Source organism: Polaromonas sp. P4_H1, assembly GCF_056400945.1.
On the sequence record NZ_JBFUKG010000004.1, the window covers coordinates 154,256 to 174,566 of the forward strand.

Genomic DNA, 20,311 nt, shown 5'->3' on the forward strand with positions numbered 1-20,311 from the left:
ATTGATGACACAGAGAAGGAGCCAGTTACGGCGTTTAACGGTAGGCACTCTAAATATCAAATATGAGCAATCAGCGAATTTCTGCCAGCCTGGCCACTTTGTTTTCCAGCCATGCCGTGGTGTTCTGGCACGACGTGGAGGCCGAGTTCGCGTCGACCGTCGATGGCCTGCAGCTAGTCGGCGTGCAGCTGGTGCGCCTGGACGATATCCCCGCGCTGCGGGTGAAGCTCGACATTGAGCACAACCCCGGCCAAAGCTGGCTGCTCTACAGCACCCAACCCGAGCCGGAACCCACCAAAGACTGGCTGCTGGATGTGCGGCTGCGTAGCAAGGCGTTTCGCGCCGATTCCACCTCCATCCTGCTGGAGGACTTGGGCTTGAGTATGCAAGCGCTGCGAAGTCACCTGAAAGAGCGGGCCAAATTTTTGCGCGCCAAAGACCGGGTGGACCGCCTGAAACGCTTGGTATTGCCGGGTGACAGTGCGCTGGATTTGGACCGCAAAATGCTTGCAGTCTTGACCCGGGCAGACCAGCCCGAACTGTTTGCCATGCTGCAGCGCCTGTATGCGGGCCTGGTGGTGGACGGTGACGCTGATCTGGCAGCCCAGCCCAAGGCGTGGCAAGAGATAGCCGCCAACGACCTGATGCCAGCCTTCTGGGAACTAGTTCAGTCGCAGGTGGGCTACGACGACGCCAACCCAAGCTTGCGCGATCTGTTGCTGCGCATTCTGGTGACGGACTTTTGCAGGGGCCTTGACGGGGATTCTCCGCGTCAGCTGGCGCATTTCGTTCTGCCCGACCGCACGCTGGCGGCGAACGCGTCCGTCTTTGTGGCACGCTGGCGGTCTGACCTCGCACACTTCGGTAGTTACAACGCGCTGGCGCAAGCGGTCGCCAATGATGTCGACTTGGTCAGTCTGCTGTCGGGCCAGTCTGCAGAGCAACTGGTCGAGTGCATGACCTTTGAAGACATTGAACTGCGGGTGGTGCAAGACTTGAAGCAGCGCATCGTTGCTGGCGCCGGCGCGAACATGGACGTGGTGCGTGCCCTGATTGCCCGCCGCCGTGACGGACATTGGGCCAACCCCTTGCTCGCCAGTGCAAACGAGCGCACCCGGGCTCTGGCCGCTTGTTACGATGCGCTGACCGCTGCCGCCGATTTTTTTAGCTTGAAAGCCGAGCATGCGGCTGGCTTCAGCTTTACGGATGCAGGCGCCGCGTTTGCCCAGTATCGCGATGCTCTGTTCCGTTTCGACCAGCTTTACCGGCACTTTCACACTGCGGCAGATGCAGTTGAGCCCATGGGCTGGGCTGTGCTCCACGAGTTGCGCGAGACGATTGAGGGGGTGTATTCTGGCTGGTTTATCCCACAGCTGAGCACGGCTTGGGCCAAGGTAGTGGAGGGTCCGCAGGGTTTGCTGAAGCGCTGGACCCTGCCCGAGGTGACCCCGCAGCAAGAGTTTTTCGCGCGTGAGGTGCTGCCGCTGTATGAAGGCGGCGTCAAGCGGGTGTTTGTCGTGATCTCCGACGCTTTCAGGTTCGAAGTCGCCCACGAACTGGTGCAGCACACCAACAGCAAGAGTCGGTTCAAGGCCTCCTTGGGCAGCATGCTGGGCGTGCTACCCAGCTACACCGCGCTTGGCATGGCCGCGCTGCTGCCGCACCAGACGCTGGCATACAAAGATAACGCGAATCTGGATGTGTTTGCCGACGGCCACGCGGTGGCCACGTTGGACCAGCGCAGCGAACACCTCAAGCCCTTTGGCGGCCTCGCAATCAAGGCGGAAGACCTGATGGCCCTGGGCAAGGACAAGGGCCGGGAGCTGGTGCGCGACCAACGTTTGGTCTACATTTACCACGATCGCATCGACATGATCGGTGACAAACAGGCTTCCGAAACCAAGACCTTTGAGGCCGCGGCGCAAACGGTGCAGGAGTTGTCTCAGGTGCTGGGCTTCATCATCAATGGGCTCAATGGCTCGACCGTGCTGGTGACGGCGGACCACGGCTTTATGTACCAGGAATCGGCACTAGACGAGTCTGATAAATCCACCCTGGACGACAAGCCCGCCGGAACATTGAAGGCGAAGAAACGCTACCTGATCGGCCGGGACCTGGGGGCAACCCCGAAAGCCTGGTCGGGCAACACGGCCACAACGGCGGGCACCACGCCGGAGGGCAGCGTCGACTTCTGGGTACCCAAGGGCGCGAGCCGCTTCCACTTTGCGGGCGGCGCGCGCTTTGTGCACGGCAGCGCGATGCCGCAGGAGATTGTGGTGCCCCTCATCACCGTGCGCGAGAGCGAGGCCGACCACGCCAAAACCCGGTTTGTCAGCATCAGCCTGCTAGGGGCTTCGAACAAAGTGGTGACCAGCACCCAGCGTTTTGAGTTCATCCAGACCGATGCGGTGTCGGAGCGGGTGTTGCCGCGCTCGGTGGTGGTGTCGCTGCGCGATGGTGACAAGCCGATCAGCAACGAGCAGTCGTTGACCTTTGACAGCACCTCGCAGTTGCTGGACGAACGCAAGCGTTCGGTGTTCCTGACCGTTCTGGCCGGCGCGCATGACCCGCACAAGCGTTATGACCTGATCATGCGCGATGCCGTCACTAAGGTAGAAGTGCTGCGCCTGCCAATCAAGGTGAACCTGGCTTTTGGCAACGATTTTTGAGACTGAACATGACGCAAGCCCTGACAACCCCTGACACCCAGACCGAGTCTCTGGCCGACATCAGCCTGGACGACTTGCTCAACACCCACTTTGGCGGCAAGGTGGTGCGCAAGGATCTGACCAAGCTGATCAAGGAAGGGGCCAACGTTCCGGTCTATGTGCTGGAGTACCTGCTAGGCATGTATTGCGCGAGCAATGATGACGCCACCATCCAGAACGGAATGCAGGGCGTCAAGCGCATCCTGGCCGAGAATTACGTGCGCCCTGATGAGGCCGAAAAGGTCAAATCCAAAATCCGCGAGAGCGGCACCTACAAGGTGATCGACAAGGTGACCGTGAAGCTCAACGAAAAGCGGGACGTGTACGAAGCGCTGCTGTCGAACCTGGGGGTGAAGAACGCCGAAGTGTCAGACACCTATGTGCGCCAGTTCGAGAAGCTGTTGGTGGGCGGGATCTGGTGCATTGTCACGCTGAAATATCAGTTTGAAGAAGATCAGAAGGGATCACCTTTTTCGGTGACCGAGCTCAAGCCGATCCAGATGCCCAATATGGACATGCAAGAGCTGTTCACAGCACGCAAGGCTTTCACCGACGAACAGTGGATCGACGTCCTGATCCGCTCAACCGGTATGGAGCCCAGCTGCTTCAAGGAGAGGGTCAAATGGCACCTGCTGGCGCGCATGGTCCCGCTGGTCGAGAACAACTACAACTTCTGCGAGCTGGGCCCGCGCGGCACGGGCAAAAGCCACATCTACAAGGAAATCAGCCCGAACAGCATTCTGGTGTCGGGTGGGCAAACCACGGTGGCGAACCTGTTTTACAACATGGGCGCACGCAAGGTTGGACTGGTCGGGTTGTGGGATGTGGTGGCATTTGACGAGGTGGCTGGCATCAACTTCAAGGACCACGACGGCGTGCAGATCATGAAGGACTACATGGCCTCGGGCTCTTTCAGCCGGGGTCGTGAGTCCATCAATGCAAACGCAGCGATGGTGTTCGTGGGCAACATCAATCAAAGTGTGGAGTCGCTGGTGAAGACATCGCACCTGCTCGCTCCGTTCCCTGAAGCGATGATTGATTCCGCATTTTTTGATCGTTTCCACGCCTACGTGCCGGGTTGGGAAATCCCAAAGATGCGGCCCGAGTTCTTCACCAATCAGTACGGTTTGATCGTCGACTACCTGGCCGAATACCTGCGCGAGATGCGCAAGTACAGCTTCGCCGACGCCATCGACAAGTGGTTCAAGCTGGGCAACAACCTGAATCAGCGCGACACCATCGCGGTGCGCCGGACGACCTCCGGCTTGCTCAAGCTGGTTTGCCCCAACGGCGAATACACAAAGGAGTCGGTGCGCAAGTGCCTGGAATACGCGCTGGAGACGCGCCGCAGGGTCAAGGAACAGCTCAAGAAGATCGGTGGCATGGAGTTCTACGACGTTCACTTTAGCTACATCGACCTCGCAGACAGTGTCGAACGCTTCGTAACGGTTCCGGAACAGTCGGGCGGCGCTTTGGTGCCGGAGGGCCGCCTGCAGCCTGGCTCGCTGCACACCATCAGCATGGGATCGGCCGAAATGCCCGGTATTTATCGGCTAGAAATCCAGACCATCCCGGGCGCCGGGAAGGTCAATGTATCGGGCGCGGCTCCGCGTGAGGCGGTGCGGGTGGCGTTCGACTATTTCAAGGCCAACGCATCACGCGTGAGCGCATCGATTAGGCCGGGTGAGCGCGATTTCCATACCCACTTGGTTGAATTGCAAAACAGTGGCGCTCCGCAGGCACTGACGCTGGCCAGTTTCATAGCCTTGTGTTCCGCCGCGCTGGGCAAGCCTGTCCAGTCGCAGTTGGCGGTGATGGGCGACATGAGCCTGGGTGGAACCATCGTTCAGGTACGCAACCTTGCCGAGTCCATGCAAGTCGCGTTCGATGCTGGAGCCAAACGGATCTTGTTACCCATGTCGAGCGTGACAGACATCCCGTCGGTACCAGGGGAGTTGTTTGCGAAGTTCCAGACAGGGTTTTACTCCGACCCGGTGGACGCAGTCTTCAAGGCGCTTGGGGTCGAATAGTATTGCCATGATTCGGCTTCGGCTGCCGTAGGCACCGCGGTCGCCTCCGCCGAACTTCCAGATCGGCTGCGCCAATGGAAGCGGGTAGCGCTTAACGTAACCGTGCCACCCTTGGGCGCAAGGCACCTTAGGAAATCAGTCGACCGCTTTCCCATTCGTTGTCGCCGGCCGTATCCAGTCGAGGCAGGTCGCCTAGCGAACAGTTTGCCAGCTAGAATCCCAACAGGTGCCCACCCTACTTGCACACGAGTAAAAAAAGGCCTTGATCCTTCTGTCATTACAAACCTCTCTTTGAGCCTCGTCGTCGGGGACTTAAACGTGTGCGCCTGACCCGAAATAGACGCGGCATTTAAGAAAGGTTTCTCATGGCAATCAAAGAACTTGCGTACTCCGCCCAGCAGTATATTCAGGCCAGCACTGGCAGCACCGTCAGGCGAGCCCACGTCTACGAGCTACTGGCAGCCGCGTTTGGGTTTAAGTCTTTCGCAGCATTCAGTGTCGATGCCCTGCTGACAGACGCCGGCGTTGTAGCTTTTCCGCCCAGCGCATCGACCGAGCTAATCGGTCGAGTTATGCAACTTGGGTACCCCCAAGCAATCAGCGCTGCGATCGCTAAATCCCTCACCGACTATGCTGGGGCAAGGCAGGTCTCGTTCATCAGATTGCGCGATCTGCTTGCAGCGCTGACCGCCCAAGTGCGTTTAGAGGACGGTGATGACGACGACGAGGATTGGGAGAACGATCTTAACGACCATCAAGACCCGGGGGCGGTGGCAATCAGCGGCGAGAAGAAGGCAAGCGCGTTCCTGACATCCAGTGTATTGATGGAGGGTCTTGAGCATGCGGCGGCAGCGAACAATGCGGAGGCCCACTTCGCAATTGCGGCGCTTTACCGCTGCGGACGGCCCAGTAGCTACTTGTATGAAGAATCGCTCAAGGGTCGCATTCTCAACAAAGTCGAGCAGGACTGGGTTGATGCGTACCTGCAGAAAAAGCCGCGATTCGAGAAGTACAAGCACCACCTGCGCCAAGCGGCGACGGGAGGGGTTCGTCAGGCCGCGGCCGAATTCGCCGAGGTATTCGATGATCCCGAGTTTTACGCATTGGCCGAGCGGGGAACGGGGCCCATTGATGTCACGCGGATGGTCAAAGTTGCCACCTCCCTGAACGACGACGAATCAAGGCTCAGGTGGTTGCGAGTAGCGGGGGAGCAGGGCTCATTGGATGCGATCAGAACGCTGGCCCAGGACGGTGACGAGTTGGCACTCAGGAAGCTGGCTGAAACAGGCGATGTCGGCGCGATCCGGGAGCTTGCCGAAAAGGCAATGAATACTGATCCCGGCGAGGCCTGGATGTGGCAGCACCTCGCGAAGATGCTTGGGACCGATCTAACGAAATCTACCATGCGCGCTTATCACGATGGTGGACCACAAGATGGCCAACAGTACGACGATGACTTCGGTGGCGCACTCTATGCCGATGGCAATGAAGGGCTCGGGTTGCCGCCTTTGAGCCCTGTTCAGGATCTCGAAGCGCGGAAACTGGCCGACGCGATCTTTATAAGGATTCAACCGGACAACTAGCGGTCACGCGTTTCAACCGTCGCGGGCAAGGGGACCGTCGCATCCTGAGGTTGATTCGCAATTGGTTGAAAACTGGAGTCATGGACGACGGGATGGTGAGTTCTTGCATTTTCGGCGCGTCATGCTACGCTGGGCAGACCGAGGGGCTCAAGAATGAAAAAGACTCAAGGATATCCGCGAGGAGCGGAGTGGCGGCAGTGGGATTTTCATATTCATACGCCGGCTTCTTTTCAATGGTCTGGCCAGCGCTTTTCCGACATGACGGCAAAGGAGAAGAATGACTCGCTCGACGGCATGATCAAAGCGATGAACGACGCCGAACCGCAGGTGTTCGTTCTCATGGACTACTGGACCTTCGACGGCTGGTTGGCGCTAAAAAAGCGCCTGGCCGAAGCTGACGCACCGCAACTGGCGAAGACTGTATTCCCCGGCATCGAACTCCGGTTGGTGTCGCCGACCACGCATCGTTTAAACGCTCATGTGGTCTTCTCTAACGAGACCTCGGACCAGGACCTGCAGGATTTCAAGGCAAAACTTCTGGTGACGATCATTGGCCTGCCGCTGTCTGACGAGTGTCTGATCAAGCTTGCTCGTAAGCTGCAGCCGGACATTCTGTCCAAGCACGGGTTCAAGCAGGCCGAAGTTCTGTCGACTGAGGCGGTGGCTCTCAAGGCAGGCTCAATGATCGCCGACCTTACGGCGGAGTCGTATAAGGCGGCAATCGCTGCGGTCCCTGACGGCAACGCGATCGGCTTCATGCCTTGGGACACCAACGATGGGCTCGCTCATACGGACTGGGTTACTCACTACTCTTACGTCATTGGCCTTATGACGGCCTCGCCGATATTCGAGACTCGCAAGCAGGAGCTCTGGGAGGCGTTTGTCGGGCTCAAGACCGCGACGAATGAAAAGTGGTTCGACAGCTTTCAGGGTGCGCTCGGCAAAGTGCCGCGGCTCGCGGTCTCCGGTAGCGATGCGCACGCATACAGCCACTATGGTAAGTTTCCCGGCGGCAAAGCGACTTGGATCAAGGCGAATCCCACGTTCCTTGGCTTGAAGCAAGCCATCAAGGAGCCTGCGAAGCGGTCTTTCATCGGCGACAAGCCGGGTAAGCTGATTGAGGTCGCGGGGAACAAGACGTATTTCATTGACGAACTGGCAATCGATAAGGTTACGGGAAGCGCTTTGAAGGAGAACTGGCTTGATGGCACGCGGCTCAAGCTCAATCCAGACCTGGTTGCGGTCATTGGCAACAAAGGAAGCGGAAAGAGCGCTCTGGCTGACGTCATTGCACTGGCGGGAAACTGCCGCGGTACGGTTCACTTTTCGTTTCTGCACCCGAAACGCTTCCGCGCACCCCCGACCATCTTGGCCAAGCAGTTCGAGGGAAAACTGACTTGGTGCGATGGAACGGTCAATCCGCGGAATCTGGCTACCGATCCTTCCGCAGAGGCCGTTGAGATGGTGCGGTATATCCCGCAGCAGTATTTTGAAGAGCTGTGCAACGACCATGTTTCTGGAAAATCAAACGTGTTCGAGAAGGAGTTGCGATCGGTTATCTTCGATCACACCAGCCGCGAAATTCGCCAGAGCGCCTTGGACTTCGACCAGCTGATCGAGGAGAAGGAGCGCGACTACCGCGACCAGCTCGGGGAATACCGGAAGAACCTTAACAAGGTGAATCAGGAGATATCCTCCATCGAAGCGCAGCTGCAGCCCGACAAGCGAAAAGCGCTCGTTGAGCTGAAGGTTCAGAAGCAAAAGCAGATTGACGAGCATGACAAGGTGATTCCACCCAAGGTGGAGAAACCTGCGGATCAGCTCTCTTCTGCGCAGCAGAAAGCTTCCGGGGACCTCGAAAAGCTGGCGAATGAACTGAAGACGCTTGACGACGCGGACAAGCTGCTCGCCAGCCGCAGCGCCGATGCCGCGGCCAAGATCACCGCAATCCAGTCAATTCGGTCCCGCGTTCAGCTATTACAGCGCCAGCACAAGCAACTGTCTTACGATACCGAGGCGGACTTCCAGCGACTGGGCCTGAAGTTGGATGCGATAGTGACCTTGTCGGTCACCGAGGAGCCTCTGAATTTGGCGGAGAAGAGTGCATCCGATGAACAGGCGAAGGTTGGGCAGGAGCAGCAGGCGGCAAAGGACGCGCGGGAAAAAGCGCTTCAGCAGCAGGCTGAACTGAAAAAGCAACTGAATGAGCCGCAGCAGCACTATCAGAAATACTTGAAGGACTTGGACGAGTGGCAGAAGAAGCGGGCCGACTATGTCGGTAGCGCGGCCCAACCGGAGACGCAGCAAGGGTTGACGGCCCGCATTGACCAACTTGACAAACTCCCGGAAGCACTGCAGAAAAAGAGGGAGGCTAGGTCGACGCTGGCCGGCGAGGCATTCGACATTCTGAACACCCAGCGTCTAGCTCGTGCAGCCCTCTTCGGGCCTGTACAAGACGTGATTCAGAGCAATAGCTTGATCCGTGACGACTACAAGCTGCAGTTCAGGGCCGACCTTGGCGGATCACCAGACGCCCTGGCAGCCCGCCTGTTCGACCTGATCAAGCGAACCTCTGGGGAGTTTAAGGGCGAAGAAGAAAGTCTGGGCGTAGTTCGGAAAACTGTGGAGCAGTACGACCTCAACAAAAAGGATGATGCGTTAAATTTGATCGCGGCGCTGCATGACAAGGTGCAGCAGGCCGCAGCGGGAAAAGACAAGGCACCGGGCATCAACTCCATCTTGAAGAATGGCAAGACGGCTGTCGAGGTCTACGATCTTCTCTTCGGCCTCTCCTTTCTGGAGCCGCGGTATACGCTGCTGTTCCAGGACACGCGCATTGAGCAACTGTCGCCGGGCCAGCGCGGCGCCCTATTGCTTATTTTCTACTTGCTGGTCGATAAAGGGCGTCATCCAATCATCCTTGACCAGCCCGAAGAGAATCTCGATAACGAAACAATCGTCAGCCTGCTGGTGCCGGTCCTAGAAGTAGCCAAGAAGCGGAGGCAGATCATCATGGTCACGCACAACCCCAACCTAGCGGTGGTTTGCGATGCTGAGCAGATCATCTACTCCGCGTTCGATCGCAAGAGCGGATCGAAGATCAGCTATTTCGGAGGCTCTATCGAGAGTTCAGATACGAACCGTCATGTTGTGGATGTCTTGGAAGGAACAAAGCGCGCGTTCGATAACCGCCGCGACAAGTACCAAGATCACAGGTGAACGAGAGCATCGCGCCGCGCCCTCCGACGAACGCTCGAAAATTAGCGATCTCTGGCGAGAAGACGTCTGCTTCTGGCCGTGAGGCGAAGGTCAAGAGGGGAGTCGCTCTCCCGCATTGCAGACATTGACATCACAAGGCGGTAGATCGCAGGATGTCCGCTTTCAGGCGATGTATGTGCGCAGGCGAATGACGGGGTTTGTGCTCTTTTCGGCCACTGATGATTAGGGTTCGAACGAGGGGATTGCAGCGGAGCCGGTCGTTGGTAATGCCGCAATAACCTGCCGGATTCGGCCAGGAGCGAACGCAAAGTTTAGACCGACAGCATGAGGCGAGCTAATAGTCTCCCACTACGTATGGTGAGATGGGCAGTGAGATCAAATCTCGCACAGGTTTGAGCGCTAAAGTTCCATGGAGGTCGTCTGAACGAGATTCGTGAACTGCTTCATTACCTCAATCTGATTCTGAATTAGAAATCGGCTAACCTGTGCGTTCTCAAGCAACTTAATCAGATAGCCTCTGGCAAGCACCAGATTTAGCATGTCGTCGCCGTAGGTCTGTTCTGCTGTTTTGTACTGATCCTGCAGGCTTGCCATCTCCCGCTCCATACGATCCATTTGCTCTTGTGTGATGCCCTTTAGCTGTCGCTGCTTCTTTCTCACTAACATTTCCGACGGAGTGGCCATCAACAGCGAGCGGGCGTACGGTATTGTCAGTGTGTTGGCGGATATCATCAGCTCCGCGCACTCAACCTGACGGGTAGGTTTCATTTTCTTGAGCGCCGCAGCGACTGCTAGGGAAAAGCGGCGATCTTTCAGAAGTTCGGCTGCCTCCGGGCATATTCCGTCAAGCAAACTAAGGCGTTTCTGAACACTTGATAGGTCGAGGCAGAGCGCCTTTGCCAGACGCTCTGTTGACACGCCCCTATCGACTGCGCGCCTGATCATCAGGTGTTCCTGAATGGTCGAAAGTCGGTTGATGCGGTTGTTATAGGTGTAAGTCTCATCATCCGAGGCAACCAGGCATGGAAACTCTGTGTGTCCGAGCTCTCTCATGGCCAATAACCGGATATGGCCATCCAGCAGCAGGTGCTGCCCGGTTTTACGGTCTACCGGACCGACCGAAAGCGGCTCGATAAGATCCATTTCTCGGATTGATTCGCGGATTTGCCGATACTTGTGGGACTTCTGTAGATCTTCAGGATGGACCCTTGATGGCAGGAGCTTCTCAAAAGGAACGGTCACGGGTTTCAGGAGAAACGCAAGATTGATGGGGGTCATGGCGGTCACCGGCTGATCGCCAAGTGGTCGGCCAGGTATTTCGGCAGGGTATCCAAACCTTCGGCCCGCAGTAGATTGACAAAGTTTTCGTTGGCGAAAAGCTCCCGTAGCGCGCCAACGACGAACAGAAGCTTCTGTTGAGCAAACGAAGCCTTGCGAACCAGCATCTGCTGGCGTTGTACTTCCTTTTGATAAGCGCGTACCAAGCTGGATGGCGATACATCAGCATGCTTTCGGGGCGATCCTCTGGCGATCGATCGCCCGAGCAGGTGCCGGCGCTGAATCAGGGTGCGAGCCTCCATTAGCTGACGCCCCCTCAGCTCTCCGGATTCGTAAGCCTCCTGCAGTGCGGTCTGCACCGCCTTGTCGTTTTCCCCCGCGCCGACTATGACCAGCGCCGCGCTGAGAGGGATGATTCTTCGTTCGACCGCGACGATTAGTCGCTCCTCTCCCTTGTCTAGCAACAACAGAATTTCCTGAAGGTATTGCAAGGAGAGGCCAGTCTTCTCTGCGATTTCCTTGGTGGAATAGCCCTTTTGTCTGAGCAGGGTCACACCCGCCAGCCGCTCCAGGGGTTTGGTGCGCCGGCGTGCGATGTTTTCGGCCAGGCTCATGATGAACGCTTCATCATCGGTGACCGAAACCACCAAGGCCGGAATGCGCTGCTCGCCATGTAGCTTGAAACTGTTGAGTCGGCCTTGTCCGCATATCAGCAGGTAGCGTTCGGCACCGTCTGAGCCAGGACGTGGAGTCACCGTGATGGGCTTTTTCAAACCGATTGCCTTGATGTTTCCCGAGATCTCCGAGAACACTTCCTGATTGCGATCGCGTGGATTCAGGACCTCAATCCGGTCAATGGGAATCAAACGGATGTCTCTGGCTTTGGTCGGTGAGTTCATGCTGCGCGCCTTAGCCGAATCTGCGATCCCATTCCGTATAGGTAGTCGAGGGTGTCGAATCGATAACTCTCGAACTCGACGGCGTTTTGCTCGGCCAGCCTGATGCGCTCTTGTCCGAAGTCCAAGCTTGGCAGGAGATAGTAGTCCAGCGTTTTTTCGTTGCCAGGGGCCAGCCTGATTGCCACGGTAATGTCAGGGCGCAACGTCGTGTCAAAGCGGACATTCCATCTTTTTTGGCCCACATCGGCGCTCTGGCAGCGGGCAAATACCACCGAAACCTTGAACTCGTGATTGACGTCAAGCAGGTCATTCAGCGGGTTGCGGTAAATCGAGCCACCCTGATGGGCGATCTGCTTCTCGGTCTCTGCGAGTATTTCGGGGTGGAGCCGGCGCAGCATGCGATTGATTTCTATGTAGCCATAGTCTCTTTGCGGGCTGTAGCCAACCAGCTGGTAGGCGCGAATCAGGCTACCAAACCGGTGCATGTACACGGCAGACGACGGCATACTGTCGGTCTCGTTGATGATCAACCCCGACAGGTATCCACGGTTCTGGTACAGGACGCGCAGCCGGTCCAAAAGCTCGTCGTTGGTAAAACGTCTTGCCCGTGCCCGAATAATGCCTTGCGCTGTGTAGAACAGGTCCTGCGCCACGATGGGGATGAATGCATCCTCCTTTCTGATCCACATTTCGGGTGCGTTGTAGACCCTCAGCTTCTTGAGTTTGAAAGACTGCCTGTTGTAAACGTTGCTTCCGATATATTTTTCATTGGTCAGTACCTCGTGTACTGTGGCGCGCGTCCAATCGCGGTCCAAAGGGGTTTTGATCTCCATCTCATTGAGGCGGGCGGCAATGGCGGACTCCTGCAGCTCGTCGTCGACAAACCAGCGGTATATCTGATTGACGATGTGTACCTCGGTATCCGGACCAGGCTTGAGGATTACACGGTCCGTCTGCAGGCTTTTTTGTTCGCCGCGTTGAAGTTCGGTCTTCACCGCGCCGGCCTGATCAACCAGTACTCGGCGCAAGCCGAAGCCGGCGGGGCCACCTTGGCGAAATCCTAGCTCGATGAGGCGGCATTGGCCTGCAAACACTTTGGCCGACAGCTCCCGGCTGTACTCGCCGGCCATCGCACGTTTGACGCCTTTGACGATAGTGGAAACTGGGGATCCGTCATTTTCGAACTGCTCGGCGCAGTAGGTCACCTGGATGCCGGCCCGGCGGCAGATGTACTCGTAGTACGCGCTTTCGTCAGCGTCCTGGAACCGTCCCCAGCGACTCACGTCGTAGACAAGGATCATGTTGTAGGCGGCATTGCCCGATTCCACATCTCGGATCAGGTTTTGTAACGACTGCCTGCCGCCAATGGTCAGGCCGCTCTTGCCTTCATCTGCATAGGTTTTGATGATCTCGATGCCTCGGCGTTCAGCGTACTCGTGGATCTTGGCGATCTGATTGAGGGTTGAGTACTGTTGGTGTTCCGTGGACATGCGGACATACTCGGCCGCGCGAAACAAGGCTTGGCTAGTGCCTTGAGAACCGTCTGCCATAGAGAGTTCTGTTTCCATATGTCACCGCATCAAAGTCGAAGAGACTTCTTCACTACACAGGTTGCTTGGAACGGCAAAGTTACCAGTTTTGTGGCGAAACAGCTAACAAGTTATCTCTTTGCAATCACACGCTATTCCGGCTAATTGGCTCCGTACAGAGTGAGTTCGACCAGCCACACGTCACTCTTTGCAATCTTTGGCGCTGCCAGGATGCTCAGTTGATAAATCCCTGGCGCCAATGAAATTTGAGAATTTGACGCGTCACTCTTTGCAATTCCTGCGTTGCGCCGGTCGCAGTTTCGTTCTCGCTGCCTGGCTCGGTTTCGAGATACGTAATCGGGATGCGATTCCCGATAGTTGCGCCAGTATTGGGCATTGCGCACCGCCCACGCGTGTTGGGCGAGAGATTGGTTTTCTAGGTAATCGGGGTCGCTTAAACGCTTAACCTGTTGCCAGAGCCTTCTGCGCTCCTTCTGGCAGGTGGTCTTGCTGCAGTAGGTTTGATGTGGGACTTGAGGGCGGAGCTCAAAGGCAAACCCGCATGCGGTGCACCACCGACTTTCCATAGCTGCCTCCGATTGACAGACCAGCGGAGTGTTAGCCTATGAGCATCTACCGCTTCGACAATTGCCAGCGTATCCAGCCAATGCAATCCAAAATAAAATGATAGGGGTGCAAGATTAGGTGTTGTCTAAAGGTGAAGAACACTTCGATTAATGGCGGGTGGAACGGCGTCCGCCTGGCGAAGCCGAGCAGCTAGTGCAGTTCACGGCGCAGGCGCGCCCCTCGTCGTCGAATACCGGGCCACCGCTATTGGCGCCATAAATGGGAATATCGGATTGGAGGCAAGAGAACGGAAGCATCACTGAGTCGCGATCCTTGAGATACGCGCCCTCTGTCTGGCGCCAGTTCAGGCCTTTGGCACGATTGCACTGGAACCCAAGGTGGTTTTTTCCCATTTGGCGGTGTCTTCTTTCCATTGAACTATCCCGAGACCTGGTGATGAAGGGTGTTCATTGCTAACCAATGCCATCATTCGTCCACCGTCTTCCTCCGAAGGATCCCGAGGTCCGACGGCCAGCCCGCACGCCAAATCCTCACGCTTTTGAGGGTCACGACCCAGCGCGGTGCTACAAGATACCAAAAATCTGGCCTTTGAAATTCCGCTAAGTTTCCAGGTCTGCTGATGCACCCAGTTACCTTTGGTGATGCATGGATCAAGCACAGGCACCAACACCCAATCGGGCTGGAAAGCAGTCAAAATCTCTTCTGTCAGCGGGGGAGCGTCAATATCTTGACAGATGAGTACAACGCATCGGCCTACGCCGGCAATATCTGCAATCACCACCTCGTTCCCAGATGCATTGTCTTCGTGCAGCATGCCCTCTTTGCCGGGATCGTCCAGGCCAAACTGGAGTGCTCGCGATTGCTTGATGCCTGCCTGTAGTATTTTCCGTTGCGTCCAAAGGACCGTCCCTATGCCGTTCAAAGTAGTGGCCTCATTCCAGGATTGGGCGCCTTCCTTGTCTCTGGTTGGGCCGGAGCCTGCCATGATCACTCTGGGCCTGGTACTCAAATGCAAAACCAGTTCCGAAAGGCGATCAGCGTGATCCTGTGACATCACCAGTTCCGGTGCCATCGCAAAATCCAAGGGGCCTGCCTTTTCGATCGCCTGGATCAAGCGCTCCGGCGCATTGACGCCAGGGGCCACCCTGAAATCAATGAACTTCTTGTCGGAGTGAACACGCACCGTAGGCTGAAAATCCGATGCTTGCTCCGCAACAGGAATAAATGCTATCAACTGATTGCTACGATCCGCCGAGGGAGAAACTCCATGGGCGGCATGCGCTTCTATGACCTTGATCTGGATATTGATCGATCTGGCGCTCTGCTTGGCTGTAGTAGGTACGACCGCAAGGTAGGCGAATCGATCGGCAACACTGTCTGTATTCGATATGTATTCCGCCCGCTGTTGCCGGCATAGCGGTCCGCGTGGCACAAGCATGAAATTTTCGGCTGTTGCGTAGTGACCAGTTTCGCGTCGTAGAGCCTTCAAGTCGCTCAGCCAGGGGACGGACCTAAGGCCGCCGGCCACGGTCACAACGGACCTCGGATGTATCTGACCGAACGTCTTATCAATCGCCACCATTAAAGCAAGAACCTGCCCTAGATCTAATCCGGCAATGCCAGCGTCGCCCATCAAAAGGCCAAGCCCCTCGGTGCAATCGCTGAGTTTTTGAACTCCCAAATACCGTGCGGCCATCGCCTTGAAGTGCCCAGAAGCTGGAGGTGCCGTGAGTCGAGCAGAGGCTGAGGCGGCCTCTGCTATCTGCCACAATTTCAAGAATAAGTGTGGTGGCGACTCGGGAGGAGGGACGGTTGACATCAAGCTTCCGGCGGCACAGTATCACGCGGAGCTGATCGGAAGAAGTGGTGATATGCGGTAAAGAGAGGATCGAGCTGGTCTCTTGTCATGCCCAAAGTAAGCAATGCGTGCATCAAGTCGTCCGCCTGATTGCCTATTTGTCGCGCACTTCTATCAGAAACGGTATGCCTGCGTCGCCCAAGACTACCCAAAAGCCCGGCGACCGTCTCTACAACAGCCTCCAAAATGTTGGATGTTGCCGAAGTAGGCAATTTTGAGATTGCTGTACAAAGCTGCAGTAGGGACTCTAGGAATACTTCAACCAAGCGAACCTGGCGGCCGTAATAGTTTGAGAAAGACCGCTTGGAGCGAAACTCAGGGTTTCCGATGGTGGACTTGAGGAACTCCAGCGCTAGTAAAGGCGTATCACTCACCTTTAGGATGGCCGTGGACAGGCGGCCGAAGCTGACCATGACTGATATGCGCCCCGTTTGGGCAGCGCTCAGCGCATGCTTTGCGGCCTCTAGTTCACTTACGAACTCAAGCGGCATCGCAGCCAGGCTGGAATGGGCCTGATAAAGGAAATTCCCCAATTCTCCTTTATCGTTTTCGCCATCGACTTCCCCACTTCTTAGTCGCTTGAGCGCGCCTTCAAAACGTCGGAATGCATCTTCAATCCTTCCTTTCGAAAGGTCTACATTGCCGCTTAGAAGCTCTACGTCTATTTCAGCAAAGAAAACTCTTGCGGCTTGATCCTTGGGAAGTGGTGGTTCTCTGGGGATATTTTCCAGCAGCTGATTAATCTCTCCAACTGTCTGCATTGTCCCTTCGTCATTCGTCTCCATTCGGTAAATTGCTGCAACCCGGCGACGAAAATCTATGCGCCTTAGTCGGGCACTGGTCGTAGATTCGACGGCCAACAAGCCATCGAGTTCCTCTAGCAGCAGCAACTCATCTTCCCGCTCGAGAAGATAGCTAAAGAGTTCTATATATCTTTCGAGGGAGTAGGCAAGTAGCGTGCGCCACTTCGAAGGTTTTCTCTCAACCAGCTCTCGCAGAAGATCCAGGGTCCGGCTCTGAACTTCTGGAGTTCCAGTGACAATAGTCGTGACCTCGGTGAAACTCATGCAGACGTCCACCAGCGCCGAAACATACTCGTCGTCGAGTGACTCGCCATTAAGCGCCGCCTCGAATGCGCTCTCTATCAAGCCCTGGAGCTCGTCTATCGCTCGCTCAGGCTGCATTTCCTTGAGTTTTCTGAGATATTCGAGCGTTGCATGTCGTGGAAGCAGGCGGCGGCGAACCAGCTGAATGAGCGCCGGATCTATTTCTGGGACATCCATCTCCATACCAGTGAGGGAGACGCTCAGCCGGGTGTAGTTGAGCGTCAATAGATCCAGCTTGGGATCTTGAGCGGCAAAAGGGGCCAAGGTTTCATAGAAGGGCACATTGTCGGCAAGCGCAACTGACATGCTCTGGAAATCCTCTCGGACACTATCGCTGGAGAACCCTCCAATACGCGTTAGCTCAGCCGTGGCACGGGCTCTTGCATCCGTCTCTTCGGGCGTTCCGCTTCGCGCTACCCTCATCGGAACAGCCCTTACTTGCACTTCCTCGTTACGACCGGAACGAATCGCTGCCGCAACCTTAGCGACTCCGTCAATATTCTGGCGATTGAAAATGAAACAGAGCGCCACCACGTCCGGCAATTGCATCGTACAAATGCCGGCAACGTCGGCCAAACCAGTCCGGCTGTCCAGGAGCACCAGGTCATAACGGGACTTGGACCATCTTCGAAGCGACTCAAGAACGATTCCCCCGGCGTTCTCATTTAGAAATTGCGTCCAAGAAAATTCCGCCAGAGCTTCTTCGTATCGCTTAGGAACGGGGGTCTTGACCATTCTGCTGCCAGCGCCTATGAAATCAAGTGACCCGTTAACTGGCAGCATATCTGGCGACAGGAGCGGTCGCACGCATTCATCAAATGGGAGCCCTGCTTCAAACCGTCTCAGCAAGGCGTCCCCACCGGAGAGTTCTGAGCCCAAGGAACTGCTCCATTCCCATACTAGGTCCAGTACTCCCGGTGCATCCTTGAGGCTGCGCGCCTCGGATGGGTCGAGCTGACCACGAAAATAGTAGGAGAGGCCTGGGGCCTCTAGGTCCCAGTCCATCACCAGCACCCGCTGCCCATTCATGGCGGCGAGAAAGGCGACGTTGGCAAGAGCCATGGTGCGGCCAACTCCGCCCTTGAAGGAATAAAAGGTGATGATCTGGCCGTTTGTGCCGGCGGAGGCGTCAACTTCAAACATCGGCGGTGGCCGATTGCGTGTCCGGGTGGTCATCCGGAGAGAAATACTGCAGCTTCCTCATATGTGGAACCAATTCATCCGCCCGCCGCTTGATTACTGCATCGAACACGGCGAATGATTCCGATGAGTGAGAACATGACTTTGCGGCCGCCGTCAAAAAGTTGAGGTTGCTGGTTCCTTCCCGCCGAAAATCAACAGCGCCCGCTGCGCGCAGTTCTTTGAGTTTACGGCTTACCGTCTCAACCGCTTCCCCAGTCAAGTCGGCCAATTGTTTTCCATTTAAATCGTCGTTGGCCAGCGCCTCAACATATTTAACGTACTTAGGGGCGTGCAGCATTTCGAGAAACCCGTTGTCAGCCCGGCGCTCCGCCGCTTGCGCCACAACCGCTTGCCCAAAACTGAGTTGCCCCAATACATAGGCATAAACTTCGGGCGAGTCTTGACGCGCGGTTCCTCTTACTGCAGCTGCGACTGCGGTGGATGCGCTTTTTAGCGTGTCGACGAAAAGACTCTCCAGCCTGTCTCTGAGCCTGTCCATCGACGTACGGTCATGCGCCACCAATGCCTCTTCTATTTGTTCGGCAATAGCAGCAAATTCCGATAAAGGAATTTTTTGAATAGTTTTGTCCATGGGTTCCTCATTGCCGCATCAACGCCGCAATTTCTCTAGTGACTGCAACTATAGTTGCAGGCCGGCCAACCATCAATAAGCAATCAATGATGACCCTTTGATCGGGAATGAGTTTGCGATGCGAATTCGAAAGTAAGTTTGCACTCACTTTCCTTATAATTGTTTATGGATACGTTAAACGCAATTGAGTTTACGGTGTATACGGTATTTGGGTACCATCCACATTTTTCATGTCGCGCTGCCGTCTTACAACAGCGTAAAGCCAAATTCCTCCTTAAGTTGTCCCTCAGGCGCGGAGCCAACTTACTTGTAACAGCAGCTAGCGCTAGCTGACATCATCGAAAGCAAGAGTCAAAGCCATCAAGTAGCTTGACGTTATGGGTCAGTGAAAGGCGCTTCTGCGGCCAAGGTGCCGTCACCCTTGACGCCGGCAAATGCTCTTACGCCGGCCTGCTTTACGTCAGTATTCTGGAACCCAAGCGCTCCGATAGTGGGGTAGCTTTGCAAGTGGTGATCTCTATCGGCGGTCCAATCTATGTATAAAAAGCAAATTGATCAAGGGTCAAAAGAGCTTGCAGCGCTCTCGTCATCGTATAGCTATCTTGCGCCGCCGCCCCGTGCCCGACTGCATGGCGCGACCCGGCAGTGCCGGTTTGTGCCACCGGGTCGAAATTCGCGAAGGTTTGCGCAGCAAGATAAAGGCCGAAGGCAGAGGGAAAGAGCAGTGTATTTGGTCCTCCAGCGCGGTTTTCTGCGGAAGCCTGGGCAAAGGCCAGCAGATCCTTTAACTTTGCGCCGTGTCCGCCATGCGCTACTCGATAGGCGTCGTTTAGTACGCCCTCGATTTCAGTGAGGACGATCTTGATTACCGAGGCAGGCTTCTTTTCCCCGAATGCTTGGATGGCTTCCTTTAGCAGCGCTGCCTTGGCAGCGAAGTGAGGCTTGGCAATCCACCGCTCGAACATGTGCTCAAGTCGCTTCTGATCGAACTTCTCAAAGATCGTTTCTTCGATTGCTGCGGCCTCTAATCCGGCCTCGCAATGACGTAGGAGCTCCTTGAACTCGGCGGTGATGATCTCGACAAAAGGGAACCAGCCCGTTGCGACCAGTTTGTCGAAAAGCGCCAGGTCCCCGACAGCGTCGTACAGGTGCCGATAGCGCAACTCCCTATGCAGCGTGCCAAGTGTGATGACGAAGGCGTCAAGGTCCAACTTCTGCTCGGGATTCATGTCGAAGGCGAACCCAAACCGCCAAGCTTCTCGGAAGATGCACAGGACCTTGTCGCGTTCTCCGAAATCTACGCACGGAAAGGACATTCCCGTCACATCAGCAATGTCGTTCTCGAAGACTACTGTTCCGGCCGCAACGGCACGTTTGACAGCGCAGCGCAGGCTGACCGCTGCAGTGTCGAGCCATAGTTCGGCAGTGTGGTCAGGCTTCAAGATCAGCAGCACCATGGATGCCCGTCTCAGACTGACGGCGGTCCCTGCTTGCTGCGCCATGTGATTAATGACGCTGGCGAGGTTCTCAACTAATCGATGGAAGAGAGGATCGTCAGAGGTGAGTGCGAGCCTGGTCCATACCTTGGCAGTTTCCCCGCCCGTCGTTGTTTCCGCGACGAAGCCAACCAGTTGCTCGACGTTGGCAAAGCGCATCGGCTCGCCAGAATTACGGACATCGCCAACCCGTGGGACATTGCTACTTGCAGCAGGTTGCTGGTCGGTATTCAATGGTGGGTC

Annotated in this window: 11 protein-coding genes; 4 read left to right on the top strand and 7 right to left on the bottom strand. The window is 56.2% G+C overall.

From position 1 onward, the window contains the following. The first annotated feature begins 62 nt into the window (after positions 1–62). The 4 genes from pglZ to AC1DS5_RS07705 all read left to right on the top strand — a co-directional run bounded on the left by pglZ (position 63) and on the right by AC1DS5_RS07705 (position 9,540). Positions 63–2,669 (top strand): BREX-1 system phosphatase PglZ type A, encoded by a 2,607-nt coding sequence (gene pglZ, locus AC1DS5_RS07690; protein ID WP_477717659.1) that lies wholly within the window; start codon positions 63–65, stop codon positions 2,667–2,669. Positions 2,670–2,677: 8 nt separating this feature from the next. Next, complete coding sequence (gene brxL, locus AC1DS5_RS07695) at positions 2,678–4,738, top strand: protease Lon-related BREX system protein BrxL (RefSeq protein ID WP_477717660.1); 2,061 nt, start codon at positions 2,678–2,680, stop codon at positions 4,736–4,738. A gap of 365 nt (positions 4,739–5,103) precedes the next feature. Next, positions 5,104–6,321 carry a hypothetical protein gene (locus tag AC1DS5_RS07700; protein WP_477717661.1) on the top strand — a complete coding sequence of 406 codons (1,218 nt, stop codon included), beginning with the start codon at positions 5,104–5,106 and terminating at the stop codon, positions 6,319–6,321. A gap of 153 nt (positions 6,322–6,474) precedes the next feature. Continuing rightward, positions 6,475–9,540 carry a TrlF family AAA-like ATPase gene (locus tag AC1DS5_RS07705; protein WP_477717662.1) on the top strand — a complete coding sequence of 1,022 codons (3,066 nt, stop codon included), beginning with the start codon at positions 6,475–6,477 and terminating at the stop codon, positions 9,538–9,540. Between the two features lie 399 nt (positions 9,541–9,939). Here the strand turns inward: AC1DS5_RS07705 and AC1DS5_RS07710 are convergent, their stop codons facing one another. The 7 genes from AC1DS5_RS07710 to AC1DS5_RS07740 form a co-directional block, all read right to left on the bottom strand. Continuing rightward, positions 9,940–10,818, bottom strand: a complete 879-nt coding sequence (locus AC1DS5_RS07710; RefSeq protein WP_477717663.1) for a plasmid partitioning protein RepB C-terminal domain-containing protein — start codon at positions 10,816–10,818, stop codon at positions 9,940–9,942. Between the two features lie 5 nt (positions 10,819–10,823). Further along, entirely contained in the window at positions 10,824–11,717 is an 894-nt protein-coding gene (locus tag AC1DS5_RS07715) for a ParB/RepB/Spo0J family partition protein (RefSeq protein ID WP_477717664.1), read from the bottom strand. After that, complete coding sequence (locus AC1DS5_RS07720; protein WP_477717665.1) at positions 11,714–13,285, bottom strand: recombinase family protein; 1,572 nt, start codon at positions 13,283–13,285, stop codon at positions 11,714–11,716. Before AC1DS5_RS07720 ends, AC1DS5_RS07715 begins: the two co-directional genes overlap by 4 nt. Positions 13,286–14,177: 892 nt before the next feature. Continuing rightward, positions 14,178–15,530, bottom strand: coding sequence for a hypothetical protein (locus AC1DS5_RS07725; RefSeq protein ID WP_477717666.1), 1,353 nt, complete (start codon positions 15,528–15,530; stop codon positions 14,178–14,180). Between the two features lie 122 nt (positions 15,531–15,652). Further along, complete coding sequence (locus tag AC1DS5_RS07730; protein ID WP_477717667.1) at positions 15,653–17,941, bottom strand: KGGVGR-motif variant AAA ATPase; 2,289 nt, start codon at positions 17,939–17,941, stop codon at positions 15,653–15,655. Continuing rightward, a complete protein-coding gene (locus AC1DS5_RS07735; RefSeq protein WP_477717668.1) occupies positions 17,934–18,572 on the bottom strand; it encodes a hypothetical protein in 639 nt (212 codons plus the stop codon). The genes AC1DS5_RS07730 and AC1DS5_RS07735 overlap by 8 nt, the downstream gene beginning before the upstream one ends. Before the next feature lie 533 nt (positions 18,573–19,105). Beyond that, entirely contained in the window at positions 19,106–20,302 is a 1,197-nt protein-coding gene (locus AC1DS5_RS07740; protein WP_477717669.1) for a hypothetical protein, read from the bottom strand. Positions 20,303–20,311: the final 9 nt, after the last annotated feature.